Consider the following 20,311-nt stretch of genomic DNA (forward strand, 5'->3'; position numbering starts at 1 on the left):
CTTTTTTCCGCGTTATGAGCTGTTTCAGTCTGCCAGAACGATTTCGACTCCTCCCGCCGTCAGCGCCCTGTGCAAGTCTGTTTCCGGTGCGCAGTCCACCACCACGCTGTCGAATTCATCCGGTCGGCCCACCACGTTCAGGCCGCGCCGTCCGTATTTCTCCGCGTCGATCAGCAAATGGCGGCGCGCGGCGCGGGCCAGCATCAGGCGCTTGATCGCGGCGAAACCCGGCACCGTCTCGGACGGACCCTCTGCCGTCAGGCCAGAGGCGCCAATCACGCAGCGGTCGACATAGTACCGGCCGAGGTAATCGAGCGTATCGGTGCCCGTCACGGCGGATTCCGCTGGCTGGTATTCTCCGGGACACAGGATCACCTGCTGCGTCCCCTGCGCCAGTGTCATGGCGACGGGGATGGAATTGGTGATGACGGTACAGGGGGTCCCGCGGAGCGCCAGGGCGCGGGCGAACTGGATCGTGGTCGACCCTGAATCCACCATCAGCGTCTCGCCCTCCTGCACCAGCGCGGCGGCACGGCGACCGATGCGCTCGCGCTCACGCACGCGGGCGTGAGCGCGTTCGTCGAGACCGGGATAATGCCCCGGTGCCGCCGCCGAAGCGCCGCCATGCGCGCGGGCCACCAGCCCGTCGTCAGCCAACGCATCGAAATCGCGCCGCACCGTTTCGGTGGAGACGTTGAAGCTTTCTGCCAGTTCTGAAATCCGCACATGCGGCCTGAGCTTCAGTTCAAAGAGAATCCGCTCGCGCCGCTCTGCCTTGCGCAGGCGGGGCGCGGGTGCCTCGGGCTTGGCCCCGGGCCGGGCAGGTTCGAAACCGGATTGCGTCATCGGACGTCCTGACTCGCGTAGCACGGGCATGTTTGTGGTAAATCGAAAGATATACAATCATTTTTGTTGCATAAGTCACATATGAATGCAGACTTTTCCCTGAACCCCAATGTTTTGCACGCATGGGGAGTGAAAGGGTTCGGACGTAGGTGATCGGGTTTCTCATCCATCTCTCGGCGGCGGTGGCGCTGCTGCTCTGGGCGGTGCGGCTGGTCCGCACCGGGGTTGAACGTGCCTATCTCGGGCCGGTGCGGCAGAGTTTGCAGCGCCTTGGACACAGGCGGCTGACTGCTGCCATGGGTGGCGCGCTGGCGGCCATGCTGATGCAGAGCGGTACAGCCGTGACCCTGATCATGAGCGGTTTCATCGCCACCGACGCGATCGCGCCTGCGGCGGCTCTGATGCTGATGGTGGGGGCAGAACTGGGATCCGCGCTGATGGCGCGGCTGCTGTTCCTGCCGATTCAGGGAGCGATCCCGCTCCTGCTTTTGGTGGGCGTCGTACTGAACTTCCGCCGGGGGCGTCACGCGGTCGAGCAGGCGGGTCGTATCCTCATCGGTCTGGCGCTGATCCTGCTGGCGCTCGGTATGATCCGCAGCGCAACCACGCCCATCGCAGCCAACGACATAGTGCGCGCCATCGCCGCGTGGCTGTCGGGTGATCTGGTCAGCGCCTTCGCCCTTGGCGCACTGCTGGCCTGGTCGATGCATTCGAGCCTCGCCGCAGTGCTGACCGTGGCCAGCTTTGCTGCCATCGGGCTGACCGCATGGCCGGTGGCGGCGGCGCTTGTGCTGGGCGCGAACCTCGGCGGGGCGGTGATCCCGGTGACGCTGCTGTCGGGCGCGGGGCGGCCGGTGCGGGCCGTCACCGGCGCCAATCTGATCGCACGCGGAAGCCTCGCGGTGGCGGGGCTTGCCGCCCTGATCTGGGTTGGAAGTCCACCCGCGCCCGCCATGGGGCCGGGGGCTGGCGCCGTTACGCTGCACATCGTCTTCAACGTCGCGGTTCTGCTGTTCACCCTGCCGTTGCCCGCGCCCCTGCTGCGGCTCGCGCAGGCCGTGGTGCACAGGGATGCCGAACCCGAACCGGACGACCTTAGCGCGCTCGATCCCGACGCGCTGGGCGATCCGCGTCTCGGTCTGGCCTGCGCCCGGCGCGAACTGATGCGCATGGGCGAGGCGGTGCAGGCCATGCTGCAACTGGTCAAACCGCTCTATCGCGCGTGGGACGCCCCGACCGAGGCGCGCATCCTGCGCTACGAGGAAGCCGTCGACCGGATGCATTTTGACACAAAACTTTATATCTCGCGGTTGCGTGCGGGCGAGCTTTCGGATGGGCAATCGCGCCAGACGCTGGAACTGGTCGCCGTGGCGAACGGACTGGAAGAAGCGGCCGACCGCATTGCGGTGAACATGCTTGCCATTGCGCGGAAGATGCGTCGCCAGGCGGTCGCCTTCTCGGACGAGGGGCTGGCCGACCTTGAACAGTTGCACGACACAGTCTGCGCCAACGCCCAGTTGGCCATGGGGGTGCTGACCACCGGCAATCCCGACGACGCCCGTCAACTGGTGGCGCAGAAGGACAAGATGCGCGGACTGGAGCAGCGCCTGCAGGAACGCCACCTGCAACGGTTGCAGGACCGCCGTTCCGACAGCGTGGCCAGCACCAACATGCATCAGGAAATCCTGCGCCTTCTGAAGCAGGTCAATACGTCGTTCAGCTACGCCGCCTACCCGATCCTCGAAGAAGCCGGCGCCTTTCTCGGCAGCCGCCTGACACGCAGCGCCTGATCGGCACGAAGAGCCCCCGGGGGCGGGTGCCTCCGGGGGCTTGGTCAGCGTTCATTTCGGCTTACGCGCCGGTGACGCGCCAGATCACATCGCCCACGTCGTCGGCCATCAGGAGCGACTTGCCGTCCGGGCCGATGGTCACGCCCACGGGGCGCCCGTAGGCCAGTTTTTCGTCGTCCGAAAGGAAGCCCGACAGGATGTCCCGCGCCGGTCCGCTGGGGGCGCCGTTCTCGAAGGGCACAAAGATCAACCGGTAACCGCTCAGGATCGAGCGGTTCCACGATCCGTGCTGGCCGATCACCATGCCGTCGCCGAAACCGGGCAGGGTGCCCTCCGGCATCCAGCACAGCCCCAGCGAGGCCGTGTGGCCCCCCAGCGCGTAATCCGGCGTGATCGCGCGGGCCACCAGGGCGGGGTCTTGCTCTACGCGGTCGTCCACCGTACGGCCCCAGTAGCAGTAGGGCCAGCCGTAAAAACCGCCATCCTGCACGGAGGTCAGGTAATCCGGCGGCGTCTCGTCGCCCAGCCCGTCGCGTTCGTTCACCACGGTCCAGAGCTTGCCCGTCACCGGCTCCCATGCGGTGCCCACCGCGTTGCGCAGTCCGGATGCGAAGATGCGCGCCTCACCGGTAGCCACGTCCAGTTCCCAGATGCAGGCGCGGCCCTCCTCGGCCTCCATGCCGTGGTCGCCGATGTTCGACAGCGACCCGACACCGGCGTAGATCTTCGATCCGTCCGGCGACACGATCAGGCTACGCGTCCAGTGGCCATGCGGTTTGAAGCTGACCAGCGGTTCGCCCTCGCCCTGCAGCGGCTGGCCGGGAACGTAGTCGAAAACCCGGATGCCATCGGTATTGCCGAGGTAGAAACGATCCCCCACCAGCGCCATGCCAAAGGGCTGGTTCTGGTTCTCCACAAAGACCTCCCGGATTTCGGCCACCCCGTCGCCGTCCGCGTCGCGCCAAAGGCTGACGCGGTTGGCGCTCTTGCCTATGGCCTTCACCCGGCGCATCGTCGCCTGCGCCGCGTGATCCATCAGGGTGCGCGGCGGGCCGGCCTGCTCCTTCGACTCCGCCACGAGGACGTCGCCGTTGGGCAGAACCTCGATCCAGCGCGGGTGGTCGAGGCCCGTGGCAAAGGCATTGACCGTGAGGCCAGGGGCGCAGGTCGGCACATGGCCGTCCTTCCAGCCTTCAGCGGCGGGCATCTTCAGCGTCATGATCCCCTGCGCACGCGCCTCGGGGATCTCGGGCTCCTTGCCAAATGCTTGTGTCTTGGGCGAACCGAGCCGCCGCAGGGCCGCAACCGTGCCGCCCACCAAAGAGGTTGCCGAAGCGATGAAATCCATGTCGTTCTCCGTGATTTGGCGGCACCCTAGACCAGCCGCAGGGGAACCGACAGCCGTTTTGCAGGTCTTGCATGGCGGGGGCGTTGCCCGTGGGTTACACCGCCTGAAAAGCCTGCGGCCCGTTGCCGCCACCGGGTTTCCCAATACGGCAATCAGGCCTTCGAGGAGGCGGGCGCGAAGCGGTGACGGCCAGTGCCATCCCGGCCTCCTCCGGTTCTGACGGTGCAGGTAAACCCATCGGGCTGCCGAGAAGCCACGCCTCTTATCGCTGAGGCGATCATTTTCTAGCGGCCCCGGACCGCTGCAGGCGAGGGCGCGCCGAGGTCGCAAGTGCTCCGGGGATCTTGCCATGCGCATCAGCCTGTTGCCCGACCTGACAGCCACGCAGTCAACGGGCGCGCACTGGGACGTGTATGAACCGCGTCTTCTGCGCGAGCGTTCAGCGCGCGCGGAGGGGCTGCTGCTGCACCCTGAACGGCGAACTGCAAAGGGGAAACCGGCCCGCCGAGGCCACTCAAGCCGCGAACGCCTCGTGCTCCGGCCCGCAAAAGGGCCGGAGCTGCGTCGCTCTCAGGCGGTATGATGGACCTCCTGCAAGCCGTAGACCGGGGTGTCGATGCCCTCCATCCGGGCCTTCAGTTGCAGCGCGAGGTACTGTGAATAATGCCGCGACTGGTGCAAGTTGCCGCCGTGCATCCAGAGGTTCGGCACCTGCGTCGGCTTCCACATGTTGCGTTGCTCGCCCTCCCACGGTCCGGGGTCCTTCGTGGTGTCGGAACCCAGGCCCCAGCATTTGCCCAGCCGGTCGGCCGTCTCCTGCCCCATGAGGTCGGCCACCCAGCCGTTCATCGAATTGTAACCCGTGGCGTAGACGATCAGGTCGGCATCGAGATGCGTCCCGTCGTCGAGGTTCACGCCGGTCTCGTCGACGCTTTCGACCTGGCCGCGCTTGAGCTTGATCTCGCCGTCGATGATCAGCTGGCTGGCGCCGACGTCGATGTAATAGCCCGAACCCCGGCGCAGGTACTTCATGAACAGGCCCGACCCGTCGTCGCCCCAGTCGAGCCAAAAACCCGCCTTCTCCAGCCCTTCGTAGAAGTCCTTGTCGCGCTCCTTCATCGCCTCGTAGGCGGGGATCTGGAATTCGTGCAGGATGCGGTAGGGCAGGGAGGCAAAGATCAGGTCGGCCTTCTCGGTGGTGACGCCGTTCTGTACCGCCTCTTCCGAGTAAAGCGCGCCCATCCCGATATCCATCAGCGTTTCCGACCGCACGATATGGGTGGACGACCGCTGCACCATGGTCACGTCAGCATCGTGTTCCCACAGCGCGGCGCAGATGTCATGCGCGGAGTTGTTGGAGCCCACCACGACGACCTTCTTGCCCGCCCACCGGTCCGGGCCATCGTGTTCCGACGAATGCTGCTGCACGCCCTTGAAACGGTCCATGCCGGGGAAGTCGGGCATCCGTTTCTTGCCCGACATGCCGGTGGCCATGACCAGTTGTTTGGGGCGCAGGGTAACTTCCTCGCCGTCGCGATCCACGACGACGGTCCATTCCTGCCTCTCCTCGTCGAAGGTGGCAGACTTTGCGGTGGTGCGCGTCCAGTAGTTCAGCTCCATTACCTTGGTGTACATCTCGAGCCAGTCGCCGATCTTGTCCTTGGGGGCGAAGACAGGCCAGTTCTCGGGGAACTTCAGATAAGGCAGGTGATCATACCAGACCGGGTCGTGCAGGCAGAGCGACTTGTACCGCTTGCGCCAGCTGTCGCCGGGGCGGTCGTTCTTTTCAACGATGATGGTCGGGACGCCCAGCTGGCGCAGCCGCGCACCCAGCGCGATGCCCCCCTGACCGCCACCGACGATCAGGCAGTAGGGCTGCGTCTTGTAGCCCAGTTCTGCCGCCTCGCGGTCGCGTTCTTCCTGCCATGTGGTGCGGTTCTTGGCGGCGCCGTGCTTCGCGCCCATCGGGCGGGCAAAGCCCTTCGGCTCCTCGTGGCCCTTCAACTCAACCATGGCGGTCAAGAGGGTCCAGATCTTGCCGTCCTTCAGACGCATCAGCCCGTACCCGCGCGCCACTTCGGTTTCAAAGCTGATCCAGGCGGTGGTGACGCCGTCCTCCTCCGTGGGCAGTTCGCCCTCGGCCAGCGTCCAGCCCGAAGGCTTTGTGGTGGCCAGCTGATGCCTCAGCATGTCGGCCACCCCGTCCTTTCCCTCCACAGTCTTGATATTCCATGTAAAGGTGACGAGGTCCCGCCAGTAGCAGTCATCCAGAAACATCTCGCTGGCCTTGTCGATGTCGCCTTGCGCCAACGCGGCGCCGAAGTCGTCGAGGACCGCCTGCGTGCGGTCTGCAATCGTCGTGTCGAGCATGTGCTCCTCCCTTGGGTTTAACGTCCTCCGGTAATGACGCTGCCAAGCGCGCGGCTCGTGGGCAAAGGGAATCCGCCTCCGGGGCGGCAAATCGGCTGCGGCGCGACGGCGGCGTTGCGCGCGCAACAGCGGCGCAACGGTCGTGATGCGCGGTCAGGGGTACGCTCAGGGTGAGGGCAGGGCGGAGATCAGGGCGAGGATCAGGGCGAGGATCAGGCCGAGGATCAGGGCGGTGACAGCCCGGCCTTGCGCATGCGACGCAGGATGGTTGAGCGGTTGACCCCCAGCCGCCGCGCGGCCTGCGACATGTTCCAGCCGCAGGCCGCCAGCACCGTTTCCAGGGCGTCTTCCGCAGGGGGCTGCCGCACGGTTTGCTGCGGTGCGGGCGGGAGGTCGGGCAAGTCTATCACGCGCCCGTCGCAGAGCGCCACGGCGGTGTCGAGCGCGTGTTCCAGTTCGCGGATATTGCCGTGCCACGGACGCGCCTTCAGTTCGGCGCGCGCGGCCGGGGACAGCCGCATGTCATCGGCAGATCGGCGCCGCAGCAGCCGGTCAATGAGCCAATCCATGTCCGCGCGGTGGCGCAGCGGGGGCAAAGTCAGGATCGCCCCGGCCAGCCGATGGAACAGATCTTCGCGCAGGTGTTCCCGCAGCGCCTCTGGCCCGGCGCGCGACGATGCCAGAACCCGCAGGTCGCCGCGCCCGTCCAGGTTCGCCAGGAGCGCCGCCTGCGCCGGCGGGTCCAGGTCTTCGACCCCGCGCAGGAAAAGCGTTCCGGGCGCTGCGTCAATCACGCAGTCGGCAAGGCTGCGGCCCGTGCAACGCACAGCACGAAAGCCCTGCGCCTTGCATCCCGTGACGTGGATGGCGCGGGCGAGCTTTTCCTTGCCGGTGCCAGTCTCGCCGCAGATCAGCAGCGGGATCGCGGTCGGTGACAGCCGCGCCGCCTGCGCAAGTAGCGCCCCCAGCGCAGGGTCCGGACCCGCGAAGCTGCCAAATGCGCCGGGCAGGGCGGCCTCCCGCTGCTTGCGGGCGCGGCTGCGCAGGGGCGTCTGCGGCGCGATGGCGTGGCCGAACAGCCCGCGCCCGTCCTTCAGCCGCAGCACGCGGTCCTCGGACGGGCGCCCGCGCATGAGGTCGGGCATGTCGTCCACCGAAAGCTCCATCAACTCATCGATACGGATTCCGATCAGATCCGCGCCGCCTGTGGGCTGCAACGCAGCACGCGCCCCGGAGGTCATGCCGACGATCCGCCCAGACCCGTCCAGCGCTACCGCCGCCTCCGGATCAACCTCGAGGAACTCGGGGCTGGTCGAAACGCGCAGAACCCAGTCCCGCCGGGTCATCGCCATGAGGTTCGCCATCTCGACCCGTCGCGCCGAAGACGTCACCAGTCCCATGGCAAGGTTCTGAGAGGACTTCGGCGAGGGCGAGCGCAGGAGCGAAATGTCGAGCACGGCTACCAGTTCGCCGCGCGTGTCGTGGATCGGCGCGGCGGTGCAGGACAGCGGCGTGTGCGGCAGGCCGAAGTGGTCGCCCTGGTGGATCGTCACTGCCTCGCCCGTGACGATGCATGACCCCACGCCACACGTCCCGGCAAGATCCTCTGTCCAGTTCGACCCCAGATAAAGCCCGGATTCGCGCAACTGGTCCTCGAAGCGCGGATCGCCGAAAAAGTCGACGCAGACGCCCTTGGCATCGGCTAGAAGCAGCACGTAGCCCTGCCCCGCAACCTGTCGAAACAGCGCGTGCAGCCCCGACCGCGCGGTGGCGATCAGGCGTTCGGATTGCTCGCGGTGCGCGCGCAATTCGGTTTCGGTAACGATATGCGCCGGGTCCGGACGCGCCGGATCCATCCCGTAGGTTTCCACGCAGCGCTGCCAGCTGTCCGACACCAGCCGGTCGCGCCCGGTGTCCTGCCCGCGCAGCACCCGGTCGATTTCCTCCACGTGGTCCTTGCCGAGCATCGCCTCCTCCCAGCCGTTGCCCTCAGTCCAGAGTAATCCAGCCCGGCGCCACGTGCCATGAGACATTGATCGCGGGTGCGTCCGGCGTTCTACGGGCCGTTTTTTGGCGCCGCTAATGGGGGGCTTGCAGAAAATTCAGGGTTCAGCGCTTCTTCGCGGGCCACCGTGCGACGGCTGGTCTGCACTGCGGCCTTGCCGACGCCGGATCGCGTCGGCAAGGCCAGCGGCGACGCCTCCGGCCAACAAGACTTTTGACCGGCGAAACTTTTTGAAGGGGGATGAAACAACATTCCGGCCCGGGCGTTGGGGCGCCAAGCCGCACCGGAAAGTCGGTCCGGCGCGAAACACTGGCATTGAAGGGTATCCCATGAGTGAAGCAAAGTTCGACCTGCACATGATCGACTACGCTATCGTGGTGATCTACTTCTTCGGCATCATCGCCCACGGATTGTACGTTTCTCGCAAGAGCGGTAAGGGCGCCGACGACTACTTTCTCGCGGGCCGCACCCTTCCCTGGTATCTCATCGGCTTCTCCCTTTTCGCCTCGAATATGTCGGGGTCCAGCTTTGTCGGGCTTATGGGTGGGGCCTATGACAACGGCGTGGTGATCTACAATTATGAGTGGACTGCCGCCTTCGTGCTGATCCTCTTTGCGATCTTCATCCTGCCCTCCTACCTGCGCGCTAAGATATCGACCGTGCCGGAGTTCCTCGAGGCGCGGTATGACGTGCGTTCGCGCCGGGCCTTTTCACTGTTCACTATCCTGGCCATCCTGTTCATCGACAGTGCCGGTGCGCTCTATGCCGGCGGTCTGGTGATCTCGAACGTCACCGACTACCTGAACCTCTGGACCGCGGTGGCGGTGCTCGCACTGGTGGCCGGGATCTACACTATTCTCGGTGGTCTGTCGGCCGTGGTGGTGACGGATACGGTGCAGGCCGTGCTGCTGATCGTGGCCGCCGCCGTGCTGTTCTGGTTGGGTCTGGACGAGATCGGCGGCTGGGAAGCGATGTTCACAGATGTTGGCGATGAAAAGAAGCACCTGATCCTGCCCGCCGACCACGATTTCCTGCCCTGGACAGGGATCTGGGGCGTGATCCTGCTCGGTTTCTACTATTTCGCCATCAATCAGTTCGTCGTGCAGCGCACGCTCGGGGCAAGGGACCTGAAACAGGGCCAGATCGGCGCGATCTTTGCCGGGTTCCTCAAACTCCCGAACCTGTTCCTGCTGATTCTGCCCGGGCTCATCGCGCTCAAGCTCTATCCCGATCTGGAGACGCCGGATCTCGCCTTTCCGACGCTCGCCTTCGAACTGATGCCGATCGGAGTGCGGGGCCTGATCATGGCGGCGCTGATCGCGGCCATCATGTCCTCGCTCGACTCGGCCATGAACTCGGCCGCGACGCTGGTGGTGAAGGACTTCGTGCTGCCATTCCGCGACGTGTCCGAAGACCGGCAAGTCTGGATCGGACGGGTGGTGACCGGCGCGGTGATGATATTCGGCGCACTCTACGCCCCGATGATCGCCGGGTTCGAAAGCCTTTTCGGCTATTTCCAGTCGTCCCTGTCCTACGTGGTGCCGACCATCGTGGTGGTCTACATCCTCGGCCTGTTCATCCCGTGGCTGAACGGCAACGGCGCCTTCTGGACGATCATCTTCGGCCTCGCGGCGGGCGTGCCGCTGTTCATCACGAAGGAGGTCACCAGCGTCTGGGCCGATGCGGGCCTGCCCGATATCCACTATACCATCATGTCTACGATCATGATGGCCATCGGCATGGCGCTGCACATGGGCATCTCGGCGGCCACGCGCAGTTCGGAAAAGGAGAACATCCGCGATCTCGTCTGGTCCACAAGCGAGGCAAAGGAGGCTTTCCTGACCATCGAGCGGCCGATGTGGAAATCGCGGATCCTGTGGTCCGCCCTGCTGTCGGTCTGTCTGTTCGGCGCAATCGCCTGGTTCTGGTAGGCCGGGCAAAGCCGCCGCCCCAGCGCCCGGCCCGCGTCCGCCCTGGCCTGCCCCAAGCATCGCGCCGACCCGCCGAGGGGTCTGCGCGCAGAAGGAGACATCATGCGCGCTTCCATCCTGACCCTTTCGACGCTTCTGTTCGGCTTTGCCCTCATGCAGATGGGCAATGGCCTGCAGGGGACGCTTCTGGCCGTGCGCGCCGGAATCGAGGGGTTCGGCGCCTTGTCGACCGGCCTGATCATGTCGGGTTTCTTCGCGGGAATGAGCGCCGGGTCCCTGATCGCACCTCGGCTGATCGACCGGGTGGGCCATATCCGCACCTTCGCGGCTCTCGCCTCGCTCGCCTCGGCGGCGGCGCTGATGCACCTTGCGCTGATCGACCCCTGGGTCTGGATCGTGGTGCGCAGCCTTACCGGGTTTGCCTTCGCAGGGTTGATCATCGTCACGGAAAGCTGGCTGAACGCGTCCGTCAGTTCGGCGCAGCGCGGCCGGTTGCTGGCGGTCTACGGCATGGCGGGAATGGCGGCAGGAGCACTGGGGCAATTCCTGCTGAACCTCGGGGACCCGGCGACCTTCACGCTGTTCGTGCTGGTTTCGATCGTCATGTCGCTGGCGTTGGTCCCGATCGCGCTGGCCCGCGTCGAGGGCCCGCTTTCGGATGAGGCGCAGGAGCCGCCGTCGCTGCGTCGTCTCTGGGCCCTGTCGCCCTACGGCGCGGTCGCGGCGGCCCTGGTCGGTGCCAGCATCGGCACCTTCTATGGCCTTGGTCCGCTTTTCGCGCAGGAACTGGATTATTCCCAGTCGCGCATCGCGGCGCTGGTCGCTTTTTTCACCATCGGCGGGTTGCTGCTGCAGTTTCCACTGGGCTGGGTGTCCGACCGGGTCAGCCGTCGCGGGCTCGGGATCGGCCTCGCGCTGGCGGGGGCGCTCTTGATGCTGGCCACGATCCCCTTCCCGGCGCCGCCCACACCGGTCCTGCTGGCCGTTGCTTTTGTCACGGGCGGGCTGGTGCTGCCAGCGCAGGCCATCGCCGTGGCGCATGTGCACGATCGCGCCCCCGGTTCGGCGTTGCTGGCGGTTTCAGGCGGACTGGTGCTGATGCAGGGTATCGGCGCCGCCATCGGGCCGCTCATCGTCGGCGCCCTGATGGATTGGCTGGGTCCGCGTGGCCTGCCGCTGGGGCTGGCGCTCCTGCAAGGGGCAATCGCGCTTTGGGGCCTCTGGCGGGTGATGGTCCGCCATGACCCGGAAACCCGCGAACGCCACGCCGCCCCGCCGCTGACCCCGCACCCCGTGGAGGGCGACCTGAGCGGGGAGTGAGTTGGCCATGCCGACACTCTGATGCCGAAGCCAAGATGGCGTTTGCCCCGCCCGGAGATGGTGCCGGAAAAATCGTTCTCCGTTCCGTCGGCGAGAAACAACGGTACGGACTTGCAGCGTCGAACTCACGGCGTCGGAATCGCTTGCGGTCATTCGGGGCGTATCAAGGTATCAAGGGGCTCCGATCCGGAGGCAAGACCATTTGCAGAGCTTGTTTCATACTTGGAGCAAGCTGGCGACTTGGGCCTTGAACCGCCCCACTGCAGGGTCCGGAACCGGCCAAAGGCTCTCCAGAAAGGCAACAAGCGCAGCGCGCTCGCTTGGCGAGAGAACCAGAGGGCGCAGGTGTTCCGACACATGCGCCGCGGACGGATAGAGCGGATCTGCGTTGCCGAGATCCCGTGCCGAGCGGCCGCCGCCGAAGGCATGGAGGTTCACCAGCCCCCTCAGGTTCGGGAAAAGCCCGTTGTGCATGTACGGCGCGGTGCGCGAAACATGCCGAAGACTGGCGGTCCGAAAGTGGCCAGCATCCTCGGGGTCGCCCGTGATGTCATGGCGCCCGAGATCCTCGAACTTCCGATTGTAATAGCTCAGGCCGATATTGTGGAATTTGTTGTCCGTCAGATGCGGGCCCATGTGGCAATTGACGCAGCGCGCCTTGGTACGGAAGAGGTGAAGGCCCCAGACGGCCTCGTCGCTGAGAACTCTGGTATTGCCAGCAAGAAACCTGTCGAACCGCGTCGCCCGGTCGAGCGTGACCTGAAACGCCGCGAGGGCGTCGGAGATACGCTCTAGCGTTATGGTCTCGTCGCCGTAAGCTTGCTCGAACATCGGGTCGTAGGCCTTGTCGGACGCCACCCGCTCCACGACATCATCGAGATCGACATTGGCCATCTCATGCCCCGCCTAGCAGGGGGCTCAGACTCTGTTCGGCAAGCGTCGCGGCGCGTCCGTCCCAGAAGAAACTCTCCATCCCCGCCATGGCAAAGAGCGGCTGCGCGTTGCGCGTGCTTTCCTGTCGCCCATGGCCGAACGACCGGGGCAGGCCGTCGCCCCATCCCGGCCGCCGGTTATGGCAGCTCTGGCAGAAGAAATGCCCGGATGCAGATAGCGCGGGGTCCTCGAAAAGCGTCTGCCCCAGTTTGGCCAGCGGGCTGTCCCATTGGTCCGGCCCCGGTAGGACCGGAGGCGCGATTTCCTGAAAGTCGACGTCCGGATCCACATGCGGCGTGGGCCAGTGCGCGGGATCGTCAGAATAGGCGGACCGAAGGCGTGAGACAAAGATATCATGCACGAACTTGGGTTGCGCAGAAAACTGCGCGACCTTCCATGTGTGGCGGGCTTCGCCAATCACGCCCGCCATGAGAAACATGCCGACCGACATCAGAATCCCTAGCGTGATGACGCGACGCCGAAGGTATGCCAGCGCCGTCCTCACCATGTATACTCCGTCCCGATCCACACGCGGCGCCCCGAAACCCGGGGGTTCGTCGTGGAGGCCGTGCCGTTGCCGCGCTTGTCGAGCAGGTTGGTGACCTGCACATCGAGGTAGAGCGGATTGCCACGGACTTCGGTGATCCTGGCCGAGGCCGCGAGGTTCATGGTGACAACCGCGTCGAGTTTGGTGTCCTCGAAGATGTCGTGAGGTCTGCACCCCGTGCGCGGGGGTGTCGAAATCACCGTTGTCACCGGAATCGAGCGCGGCCTTGTACCCCATGGTCAGATCCGCACCGACGCCGAATCTGAACCTCTCCTGCATGAAGGAGGTCGTTACCTCCGCAGAGAACTTTACCGGAATGTCGAGGTTGCCGGTCATGGCGGCGAAATCGTTCAGAGCGTAGGACTTGCCTTTGTACCAGATGAACTCGTCGATGCCGCTGTTGCCCTCGTCGCCGAAATAGCTGTTGTTGGACACGGACCGTTCGGACCATGCGCCGCTGAGGTTGAAGCCGACGCTGTCGACGATGCCCGGCGTCACCGGTTCCCACTGGTTCCGGTATTCGACGACGACGCCGGTGAGGGCGCTACGTCCCTCGTTCGTCAGCGTGCTGTCGAGCGATCCATTGTCCTGCGACCGGGCGAACTGGTCCTTGCCCTTGCGATGCGTTCCGCGCAGACGTCAGTGCCCTTCGGACCACGGGTCGCGGTAGCTGAAGCCCAGCGTGATTTCATCAGTGTATGGGGTCTTCAGATCGCCCTGGGAGTAATAGTACCCACCGAGGTCTCTAGCGGTGTTCCAGTCCCCGGGCGTCCCGCCGCCGGAGGTCGGCACGGTGCGGCGCTGGTTGAGCCCGCGCGGGATCGCGTCGTGGATCGCGTAGGCGAGGTAGTTGTCGCTGTAGTAGCGGTTCGCGCCCAGGCTGGCGGAGAAGCGGTCTGGCGGCTTCCAGGTGGCTTTCACACGCGGCGCGACGTCAGTGTTTTTCAGGACATCGTTGTAATCCGCGCGGAGGCCGAGAGTGTACGAGAACTTTTGGAACTCCTTGCCGAATTGCAGGACGGCGCCCGCCTTCATGGCATCGATCCGGACATCGTAGGGATTCTGCAGAATGCGGATCCGATGCGCCTGGGTATCGGAACAGGCGGGATCGTCCGGCGCGCAGGTGTAGCTGCTGCCATCGGTCAACCGACTGGTCGCGGAGTTGAAAGTAAGCCCTTCGCCCTCTCGTTTGGCCCGCGCCTTCGTCACGTCGAGGCCGGATTTGAACGAACCACCCGGGATATCTCCGGACAGCCGTGCGGACAGGTTCAGGTTCTTGTCCTCGTAGGAGCGGTCCCCGGCACCGCCCCGCCGACAGGCGACTCGGCTTTCGCTGCCATCGACGCGGCCGGCGTCGCGCCAGTCGTCGAAGGCGTCGGTTCCATAAGAATTGTATCTGCCGTACCAGGTGAACCACACGGTGTCGCTGTGCTGGTTGACGGATTCGTTGTCGGTGTAGATGCCCGCAAAGGACAGCTTCACGTTCGACATCGCCGCGCCGAGGATGTCGAGGCTGCCGTACTCCCGTTCGTATTGGGTCGCGAGCATGGAGGCCCGGCTTTCCACGTCCACCCCGGACAGGGAGGATGAGGCGTCCCACTGCTGTTCGTAGTCGGTCACATTGCCGGTCACGCTCAGCGTGCCGCCGTTGTCGAACTCGTAGTCCAGGCCCACGCGGTAGAAATCGGAGCGGCTTTCGGATTCGACCTGGGCGTCGCCGTATTGCGGTTCGATATCCTTGCGGGTCCATCCGGTCTGGCGCGAAAAGCCCAGCACGTAGGACCATTTTTCTCCGATCGGCCCGGACTGGGAAAAGGTCAGGTTACGCTTGCGGAATTCCGGCTTTGCCACGTCGTCCGGGTTATCGCCGTCTTCAGTGCCCAGCGAATAACTGACAGAACTGTCGTCTTGGTAGGAGTAGGTCAGCTTGCCCTTGCTTTCGAGGCTCGGCTTGAAGGGTTCGTAATTCACCACGCCGCCCTGGAACCCGCCATGTTCTGCGGATATGCTGGAGTCGTTGACTTCCGCCGCTTCGACGAGTTCGGCCGGGACGAACTGCGATTGGGCGTGCATGCCGAAAAAGTCATAGAGTTGCGGAGCGGTGCCGGAGTCGCGCGACAATTCCGTACCGCCGTAGGGGTCTTCGTTGCCGAAGGGGAATTGATCGGCCCCCAGTCGAGCAGGATAGAAAGCCATACTAAAATACTAAACTACTTGAGGCTGTTGCAGCCCTGCCGCAGCCATGGCCGGGACTCCCCTGTCGGATCCTGCGCCATCGTAGCCCGCATCCTCATCGGCATTCCTTCGGGCAATGGCCTCCTGGGGAGGTTAGGCGGCCAAGGGGGGACAGCGGCCGGGTGGCTGCCCATGCCGATCCGTGGGGGCAGGACAGCTTTGGCCGCGAGGGGGAAGTCTGCACATATGGCAGACATCGGCCCGTCTTAGATCGATGGTCCGGGCACGCCCCGGTATTGGCGGCACCAGAGCGGATCGCATCCCCAGTTCGGCCCTGCGATCGGGTTCGGGACTTTCGGCGCCGAGTCTCGGCGCGCGCCCTGAGCGTTGACAAAAATAGTATGTTATATTCTTGGCCGTGGTTTCCGCCGCGATACAGCAACCTGAAGGAGCCAGCAGAGGTGCCCGCCGCGCCGTGCAAGCCGGTCAAACGATCCCACTACGGAGACTGCCATGGCCCCGCGCGTCCTCTCATTTGTTCCTGCCCTGATTGCGGGCGTCCTGTTGGCCCTTCCGGCTGCGGCGCAGGAAGACGCAGCCGATACCCTGAATATCGAACTGAATTCTCTCAAGCCACAGAACGGCAACTGCCGCATGACCTTTTGACGGTCAGGGGGCGGTCAATCGCATGACGCTGTTCGATTTCGGTGCGGTGCCATCAAAGAAGACGCTTGTGCGCCAATTCGTCGTGCGGCAACCGGACTGCGGCGATCTCGGGCAAATCCTGATCAACGGTGCCCAGAGCTGCGAGGCGGAGGGCCGCAGTGATTTCTGCGGCGAGGGTCTTCGGGTGGAAGCGACCCGCTGGCCAACGCTCCGTACAGAATGCGCGCAAGGCAGAGCAATGCCAGAGCAATGCCAGCGGTAATGGTGCCCCGATGTGCCAGTGCAAACGCCGCGCCGGTCAGCAGGAACGACAGCAGTCCGCCGCCGACCCCGATGCCGAACACCCCGCGCGGGCCGAACCTGTCGGCCCGGTTCCCCCACCAAGGGGCAGTCAGAGGTACCATCAGCGCCCCCAATGACAGGACCAGCCCGGCGGCGGACTTCGGCAGGCTGTTCTCCGTGGAGAGGGGCACGAGAACCGGCAGCAGCACGGCGTTCCCAAATGAAAGCGAGGCAAGTCCCGCGCCGAGCGCGAGGTGGTCGGGCTTGTGCTTCGGCGGCATCGGATCATCCGGACAGGACGACAGGACCGGGTTCGGCGTCGATCCGCGTATCCCGCAACGGCGCGTCAAAGAAGTCGAACAGCGACTCCTGTGTGACCACATCGGAGGGCGGGCCTTCGAACAGGAGCTTCCCCTGTTTCAGCCCGATGACGTGGTCGGCGTAGCGGCTGGCGAGCGTGATGTCATGCAGCACCATGATCACCGTCTGTCCCTGGGCCCGGTTGAGTGCCTGCACCAGTCGCAGGATCTCGATCTGGTAGGGCAACCTCGAAGACAAGCGCCGTGTCACCGGGTTCAAGGATCTCTATGTCTGCTCCTACGGAGCGGGTCGCGGAATCTCGGTTGCGCTGACAAAGAGCTTTTTGAGGCGGGGAACCAACGGGCAAAGCGGGGCAGGCGGTGCCGCCTGGCCCTTTTCATTTCAAAACGTCCGAGGGGGAGCCCCGTACCGAAACCGGTTGGGGGACTCATCGGTAAAGCGGGACACGTCGCCCTGAAAAGTCTTCCGCAGGATCCCGCAGGCGAGCGTTTCTGCGGATGCCAAGGTCATGATACTGGCGTTGGCAGGCAGTTGCCCGGCGGCGGTCGCGTCGCTCCAGCGGATGGTCCCGGCAAGGTCTGGCAGGGTCAAACCGATCTGGCCAACACGCGCATCCGTAAGCACTTGGAGGGAATCCGGGGTCCGGGCCGTGATCTGAACGTGTGTTGCGTCGTCAGCAGAGGAAACCCGCACTCATCCTTAGGAATTTCGGAAGTCGAGACGGGATGGTGTCTCCTGCAGAATGTCGTAATCGTACTCGGCCGCCTGGAAACGTGCCCTCTGTCGAAGCGGCGCAAGGGCGTTTCCCGGAAAAGCGGCTCGGGTTGCAGTATCTGGCATTCGGAACCTCCTTCAGAGTCGCGACGCACCAGAGGGACGGTATGGCCACAATGGAAATTGTGGCCGGCGGGGGTGTGGAAACCGCCATTTCGGAGATTGTTCGCCGACGGATCCCGTGCCAATACGGCGACAATGCTCATGCGCGCGCCTGTCCATTGGAGCAGGGTAAAACGAACGTCCCCCTGACGCGGCACCGAAACCCTGCAGAACGGGCTGCATTTTTGGTAGAGCTACCAGGGTCTACCCGCCGAACCCGGTGCGCCCCGCGCCAGTGGAACCGAATCCGCCACGAGACGCAGCGGTGGCGCGCGACATCGGCGTCTTGCCCATAGTCGAGGTCGGCCGGACGAACTGGTTGGTGCTCATCTTCGTGGACCCGGAGTTGCTGGAAAACGTGCTGGTGCGCGCGGCATTCGTGAAGCGCCCGTCCGAATTCTTGTAGAGCGGCTGAGCCGCGGCCAGCCCCGAGCGCCCGCCCAGCATGTTGCCCATCAGATAGCCGGCAAGCAGCGGCATGAAGATGCTACCGGAGCCGCCGGATGTGGCAGTGGCTTCCGTGCCGCAGGCGCCTTCGCCATGCTGTTCCTCGCAAACGGCGAGGCTGTCGTAACGCGGCGCGGCTTCGACGTGCAGTGTCTGCGCCTCGGCGAAGGCTGTTTCGCAATCCTCGGTCGAGAACATGCCTCCGGGTTGGGCCTGGTCGAGGCAGCTCTTCAGGTCCGGGAAGGCCGCCGCGTCGACCTGTTCTTCGCGGCACCCGGCGACGGTGAAGGCCGCTGCGCCGAGGATCGCGATGGCGACGTGTCTGGAGCGTTTGGTCATGTCAGTCCTTTCGAGGGGCAAGGTGCCGGTGCCTGCGTATCAGGCCGTGATATAGTGGGGTTTGAAGCGGGACAAATCCTGCGTGATCCGCGAACGGTCCTCGCGGATGCCGATCCCGGCGCAGGCCTCGCCCACGATCCAAGCACCGACCACCGGGCGGAAGCCGTCGAACTGCGGCAGGGGCGTATAGGCCTGGATTACGCGCGGGTGCTCCGCATAGTCCGTCTTCGCCGAACTCTCGATCAGCCGCCCGGCCTCGTGGATCGAGACAGAGGCGCCTTCGCGCGACAGGATCGGCTTCAGAACGTGGCCGACCTCAAGCTGCGTTTGAGCCCGCGCAAAGGCGGCGGCGTGGGGGCCGCGACCGGATCTCGCTTCCTCAAGATCCGCCTCGAAGAAGGCCGGAAGCAGGTTCGGGTGCCCCTCGAACATTTGCCAGAGGACAGGCAGGAGGCCCTTGTTGGACAAGAGCGCCTTCCACGCCGGCTCAAGGAACAGGCAGCCGGAGGCCGCGATATGCGCGGCGTAGTCGTCGCGCAGCAGGTCTTCCCACGGGTAAAGCTTGAACAGCACGGCGATGCGGCGGTCCTGGTCATCCAGAAAATGCCCGTCCTCACTGAGCCCGATCTTGTCGAGATCGCAGTAATGCGCCCCCAGACCGGCCTCCCGCGCAGCCCAGCCCATGGCCTCGACCGTGCCGTAATCTTCCGGGTTGCCACCCACGGCGGTGAAATGCAGGTTGCTGTCCGTCTCGAACAGTTCGGCGAAGCGCGCGACAAGGGCCTCGTGGATCCCGTTGAACTGGTCGCTGCCCGGCGGCAGGACCCCGGCCTTCAGTTGATCCTCCAGCCACTGCCACTGGAAGGCTGCGCTTTCATAAAGCGAGGTCGGTGTGTCGGCATTGTACTCCAGCAGCTTCGCCGGGGACTGCCCGTCGTAGACCAGGTCGAACCGCCCATAGATCTCCGGATCACCTTGGCGCCAGCTGGAGGCGAGCAGATCGCGGTGCGCCTCGGGGATCGCCAGCCGCTCCATCAGCTCCTCGCTGGCGATGATTTGCCCCACCGCCTCGCGGCACATGGCGTGCAGCGCGGTGGCAGGGTCCTCCAGCCCGATCTCGATCTGCTCCAGCGAGAACGCGTAGGCCGAGGTTTCGTCCCAGTAGGGTTCGCCGTGCATGTCGGCAAAGCTGAAACCCACCTCGCGGGCATGGTCCCGCCAATGGGGGCGTTCGGGCAGGGTTTTCTTTTGCATTGATGGCTCCCGGATCTGCCAAGGCATATAGGCCCTTATGGGAGATGAAACCATACGGGATCCGGTTCCGGTCCAAGAGGGTCCGCACGATCTGCGCGGCAGACTCAGAATTCGTCGGCGACATCCTCGGGAAAGTATTCCCTGATCCCGTGTAGGAAGATGTCGATTTCCAGCGCGAGGCCGACGTCGAAGTCGTTCAGGTCAGGCCCGCTCCAGCGTTGCCCCTCGAGAAGGGCGAGAAACTTCCGGCGTATCTGGTCGTCGTGTGGTGCCAGCGGGAAAGTCCCCGCGGCGCGAAGCAGGTCGATGCGCTTGTGGACCTCGCGCATGCCGGAGAAGGCCTCTATCATCGGTCGCGTCAGGCGCGGGTGCTTCTGCCACGACCGCCCGGCAAAGACCTCCTGAACGACGCGGTTGCCCGCGCCGAGGCAGTCGTAGGCGACACAGCCGGAAAAACCAGCCTGCGTAAGCCTGTCGTGAATCGAGCAGCTGTGCCCGGAGAGGTTTCGGCAGGGTTCGCCCGGGTTCTTGTCGAAAGCGAAATCGTGGCCCTTGTCGAATGCCAGCGCAAGGCAGCACAGGGCCGCGCATTTCGAGCAATCGGTCTTGAGAATTTCGGTTTGAGGCATTTCGTCCATCGGTTCCCCTGGTCTCTGCCGGGCACAAGTCTGGGCGGCCCTATCCCGCGCCACCACCGGAGTGCAAGCTTTGGTCATACCCCAGGGCTGTCGAGTGCTGCGGCGAAACCGGGCATCGAGAACGGTGGCGCAAACAAGCTGGGGGCGGCTTTGTTGCACAAATCAGTTGAGGGGCAGAGTTCCCCTTTCCCCGGACGGATTTGGCCTGCAGCCTCTGTGACAG

Annotated in this window: 16 protein-coding genes; 4 read left to right on the forward strand and 12 right to left on the reverse strand. The window is 64.8% G+C overall.

Annotation, left to right across the window (positions count from 1 at the left end; translation table 11 throughout):
* Positions 1-24: 24 nt before the first annotated feature.
* Entirely contained in the window at positions 25-846 is an 822-nt protein-coding gene (locus J5474_RS20335; RefSeq protein ID WP_245216616.1) for a DeoR/GlpR family DNA-binding transcription regulator, read from the reverse strand.
* A gap of 149 nt (positions 847-995) precedes the next feature.
* On the opposite strand from J5474_RS20335, the gene J5474_RS20340 reads away from it, so the two are divergent.
* Complete coding sequence (locus J5474_RS20340; RefSeq protein ID WP_209363526.1) at positions 996-2,636, forward strand: Na/Pi cotransporter family protein; 1,641 nt, start codon at positions 996-998, stop codon at positions 2,634-2,636.
* Between the two features lie 61 nt (positions 2,637-2,697).
* Here J5474_RS20340 and J5474_RS20345 read toward each other — a convergent pair whose 3' ends face one another.
* The 3 genes from J5474_RS20345 to J5474_RS20355 all read right to left on the reverse strand — a co-directional run bounded on the left by J5474_RS20345 (position 2,698) and on the right by J5474_RS20355 (position 8,321).
* The gene (locus J5474_RS20345; RefSeq protein WP_209363528.1) at positions 2,698-3,984 is read right to left on the reverse strand and encodes a PQQ-dependent sugar dehydrogenase; all 1,287 of its coding nucleotides are present in this window, start codon (positions 3,982-3,984) and stop codon (positions 2,698-2,700) included.
* A 570-nt stretch (positions 3,985-4,554) separates the two neighbouring features.
* Positions 4,555-6,354: an NAD(P)/FAD-dependent oxidoreductase gene (locus J5474_RS20350; RefSeq protein ID WP_209363530.1), complete on the reverse strand. Its 1,800-nt coding sequence runs from the start codon at positions 6,352-6,354 to the stop codon at positions 4,555-4,557.
* 224 nt (positions 6,355-6,578) lie between these two features.
* Positions 6,579-8,321: a sigma-54-dependent Fis family transcriptional regulator gene (locus tag J5474_RS20355; protein ID WP_209363532.1), complete on the reverse strand. Its 1,743-nt coding sequence runs from the start codon at positions 8,319-8,321 to the stop codon at positions 6,579-6,581.
* Positions 8,322-8,688: 367 nt separating this feature from the next.
* On the opposite strand from J5474_RS20355, the gene J5474_RS20360 reads away from it, so the two are divergent.
* The gene (locus tag J5474_RS20360) at positions 8,689-10,290 is read left to right on the forward strand and encodes a sodium:solute symporter (RefSeq protein WP_209363534.1); all 1,602 of its coding nucleotides are present in this window, start codon (positions 8,689-8,691) and stop codon (positions 10,288-10,290) included.
* Positions 10,291-10,392: 102 nt separating this feature from the next.
* Positions 10,393-11,610, forward strand: a complete 1,218-nt coding sequence (locus J5474_RS20365; protein ID WP_209363536.1) for an MFS transporter — start codon at positions 10,393-10,395, stop codon at positions 11,608-11,610.
* 216 nt (positions 11,611-11,826) lie between these two features.
* Here J5474_RS20365 and J5474_RS23030 read toward each other — a convergent pair whose 3' ends face one another.
* From J5474_RS23030 to J5474_RS20380, 3 genes are all read right to left on the reverse strand, one after another.
* Entirely contained in the window at positions 11,827-12,504 is a 678-nt protein-coding gene (locus J5474_RS23030; RefSeq protein WP_209363538.1) for a cytochrome-c peroxidase, read from the reverse strand.
* Between the two features lies 1 nt (position 12,505).
* Positions 12,506-13,588 (reverse strand): cytochrome-c peroxidase, encoded by a 1,083-nt coding sequence (locus J5474_RS23185; protein WP_209363540.1) that lies wholly within the window; start codon positions 13,586-13,588, stop codon positions 12,506-12,508.
* A 141-nt stretch (positions 13,589-13,729) separates the two neighbouring features.
* Complete coding sequence (locus J5474_RS20380) at positions 13,730-15,286, reverse strand: TonB-dependent receptor (protein WP_209363542.1); 1,557 nt, start codon at positions 15,284-15,286, stop codon at positions 13,730-13,732.
* Between the two features lie 492 nt (positions 15,287-15,778).
* Here J5474_RS20380 and J5474_RS20385 point away from each other — a divergent pair, with 492 nt between their 5' ends.
* Positions 15,779-15,931, forward strand: coding sequence for a hypothetical protein (locus J5474_RS20385; protein WP_209363544.1), 153 nt, complete (start codon positions 15,779-15,781; stop codon positions 15,929-15,931).
* Positions 15,932-16,053: 122 nt separating this feature from the next.
* On the opposite strand, the gene J5474_RS23325 is transcribed toward J5474_RS20385, so the two are convergent.
* The 5 genes from J5474_RS23325 to J5474_RS20410 form a co-directional block, all read right to left on the reverse strand.
* Positions 16,054-16,596 carry an MFS transporter gene (locus J5474_RS23325; protein WP_425342905.1) on the reverse strand — a complete coding sequence of 181 codons (543 nt, stop codon included), beginning with the start codon at positions 16,594-16,596 and terminating at the stop codon, positions 16,054-16,056.
* The gene (locus J5474_RS20395; protein WP_209363548.1) at positions 16,499-16,771 is read right to left on the reverse strand and encodes an ATP-binding cassette domain-containing protein; all 273 of its coding nucleotides are present in this window, start codon (positions 16,769-16,771) and stop codon (positions 16,499-16,501) included. Before J5474_RS20395 ends, J5474_RS23325 begins: the two co-directional genes overlap by 98 nt.
* A gap of 843 nt (positions 16,772-17,614) precedes the next feature.
* Positions 17,615-18,196: a DUF1190 domain-containing protein gene (locus J5474_RS20400; protein WP_209363550.1), complete on the reverse strand. Its 582-nt coding sequence runs from the start codon at positions 18,194-18,196 to the stop codon at positions 17,615-17,617.
* A gap of 39 nt (positions 18,197-18,235) precedes the next feature.
* The gene (locus J5474_RS20405) at positions 18,236-19,450 is read right to left on the reverse strand and encodes a glutathionylspermidine synthase family protein (protein WP_209363552.1); all 1,215 of its coding nucleotides are present in this window, start codon (positions 19,448-19,450) and stop codon (positions 18,236-18,238) included.
* Positions 19,451-19,554: 104 nt separating this feature from the next.
* The gene (locus J5474_RS20410; protein ID WP_209363560.1) at positions 19,555-20,079 is read right to left on the reverse strand and encodes a hypothetical protein; all 525 of its coding nucleotides are present in this window, start codon (positions 20,077-20,079) and stop codon (positions 19,555-19,557) included.
* Between the last annotated feature and the right edge of the window lie 232 nt (positions 20,080-20,311).

The sequence above is a fragment of the Sagittula salina genome (assembly GCF_017813235.1).
In the GTDB taxonomy this organism is placed as follows: Bacteria; Pseudomonadota; Alphaproteobacteria; order Rhodobacterales; family Rhodobacteraceae; genus Sagittula; species Sagittula salina.

Coding starts and splice junctions, on each gene's coding strand:
- J5474_RS20400 (WP_209363550.1), bottom strand. CDS start 18,196: ATGACCAAACGCTCCAGACACGTCGCCATCGCGATCCTCGGCGCAGCG.
- J5474_RS20355 (WP_209363532.1), bottom strand. CDS start 8,321: ATGCTCGGCAAGGACCACGTGGAGGAAATCGACCGGGTGCTGCGCGGG.
- J5474_RS20380 (WP_209363542.1), bottom strand. CDS start 15,286: ATGGCTTTCTATCCTGCTCGACTGGGGGCCGATCAATTCCCCTTCGGC.
- J5474_RS20410 (WP_209363560.1), bottom strand. CDS start 20,079: ATGCCTCAAACCGAAATTCTCAAGACCGATTGCTCGAAATGCGCGGCC.
- J5474_RS20405 (WP_209363552.1), bottom strand. CDS start 19,450: ATGCAAAAGAAAACCCTGCCCGAACGCCCCCATTGGCGGGACCATGCC.
- J5474_RS20335 (WP_245216616.1), bottom strand. CDS start 846: ATGACGCAATCCGGTTTCGAACCTGCCCGGCCCGGGGCCAAGCCCGAG.
- J5474_RS23030 (WP_209363538.1), bottom strand. CDS start 12,504: ATGGCCAATGTCGATCTCGATGATGTCGTGGAGCGGGTGGCGTCCGAC.
- J5474_RS20345 (WP_209363528.1), bottom strand. CDS start 3,984: ATGGATTTCATCGCTTCGGCAACCTCTTTGGTGGGCGGCACGGTTGCG.
- J5474_RS20360 (WP_209363534.1), top strand. CDS start 8,689: ATGAGTGAAGCAAAGTTCGACCTGCACATGATCGACTACGCTATCGTG.
- J5474_RS20365 (WP_209363536.1), top strand. CDS start 10,393: ATGCGCGCTTCCATCCTGACCCTTTCGACGCTTCTGTTCGGCTTTGCC.
- J5474_RS23325 (WP_425342905.1), bottom strand. CDS start 16,596: ATGTGGTCACACAGGAGTCGCTGTTCGACTTCTTTGACGCGCCGTTGC.
- J5474_RS20350 (WP_209363530.1), bottom strand. CDS start 6,354: ATGCTCGACACGACGATTGCAGACCGCACGCAGGCGGTCCTCGACGAC.
- J5474_RS20385 (WP_209363544.1), top strand. CDS start 15,779: ATGGCCCCGCGCGTCCTCTCATTTGTTCCTGCCCTGATTGCGGGCGTC.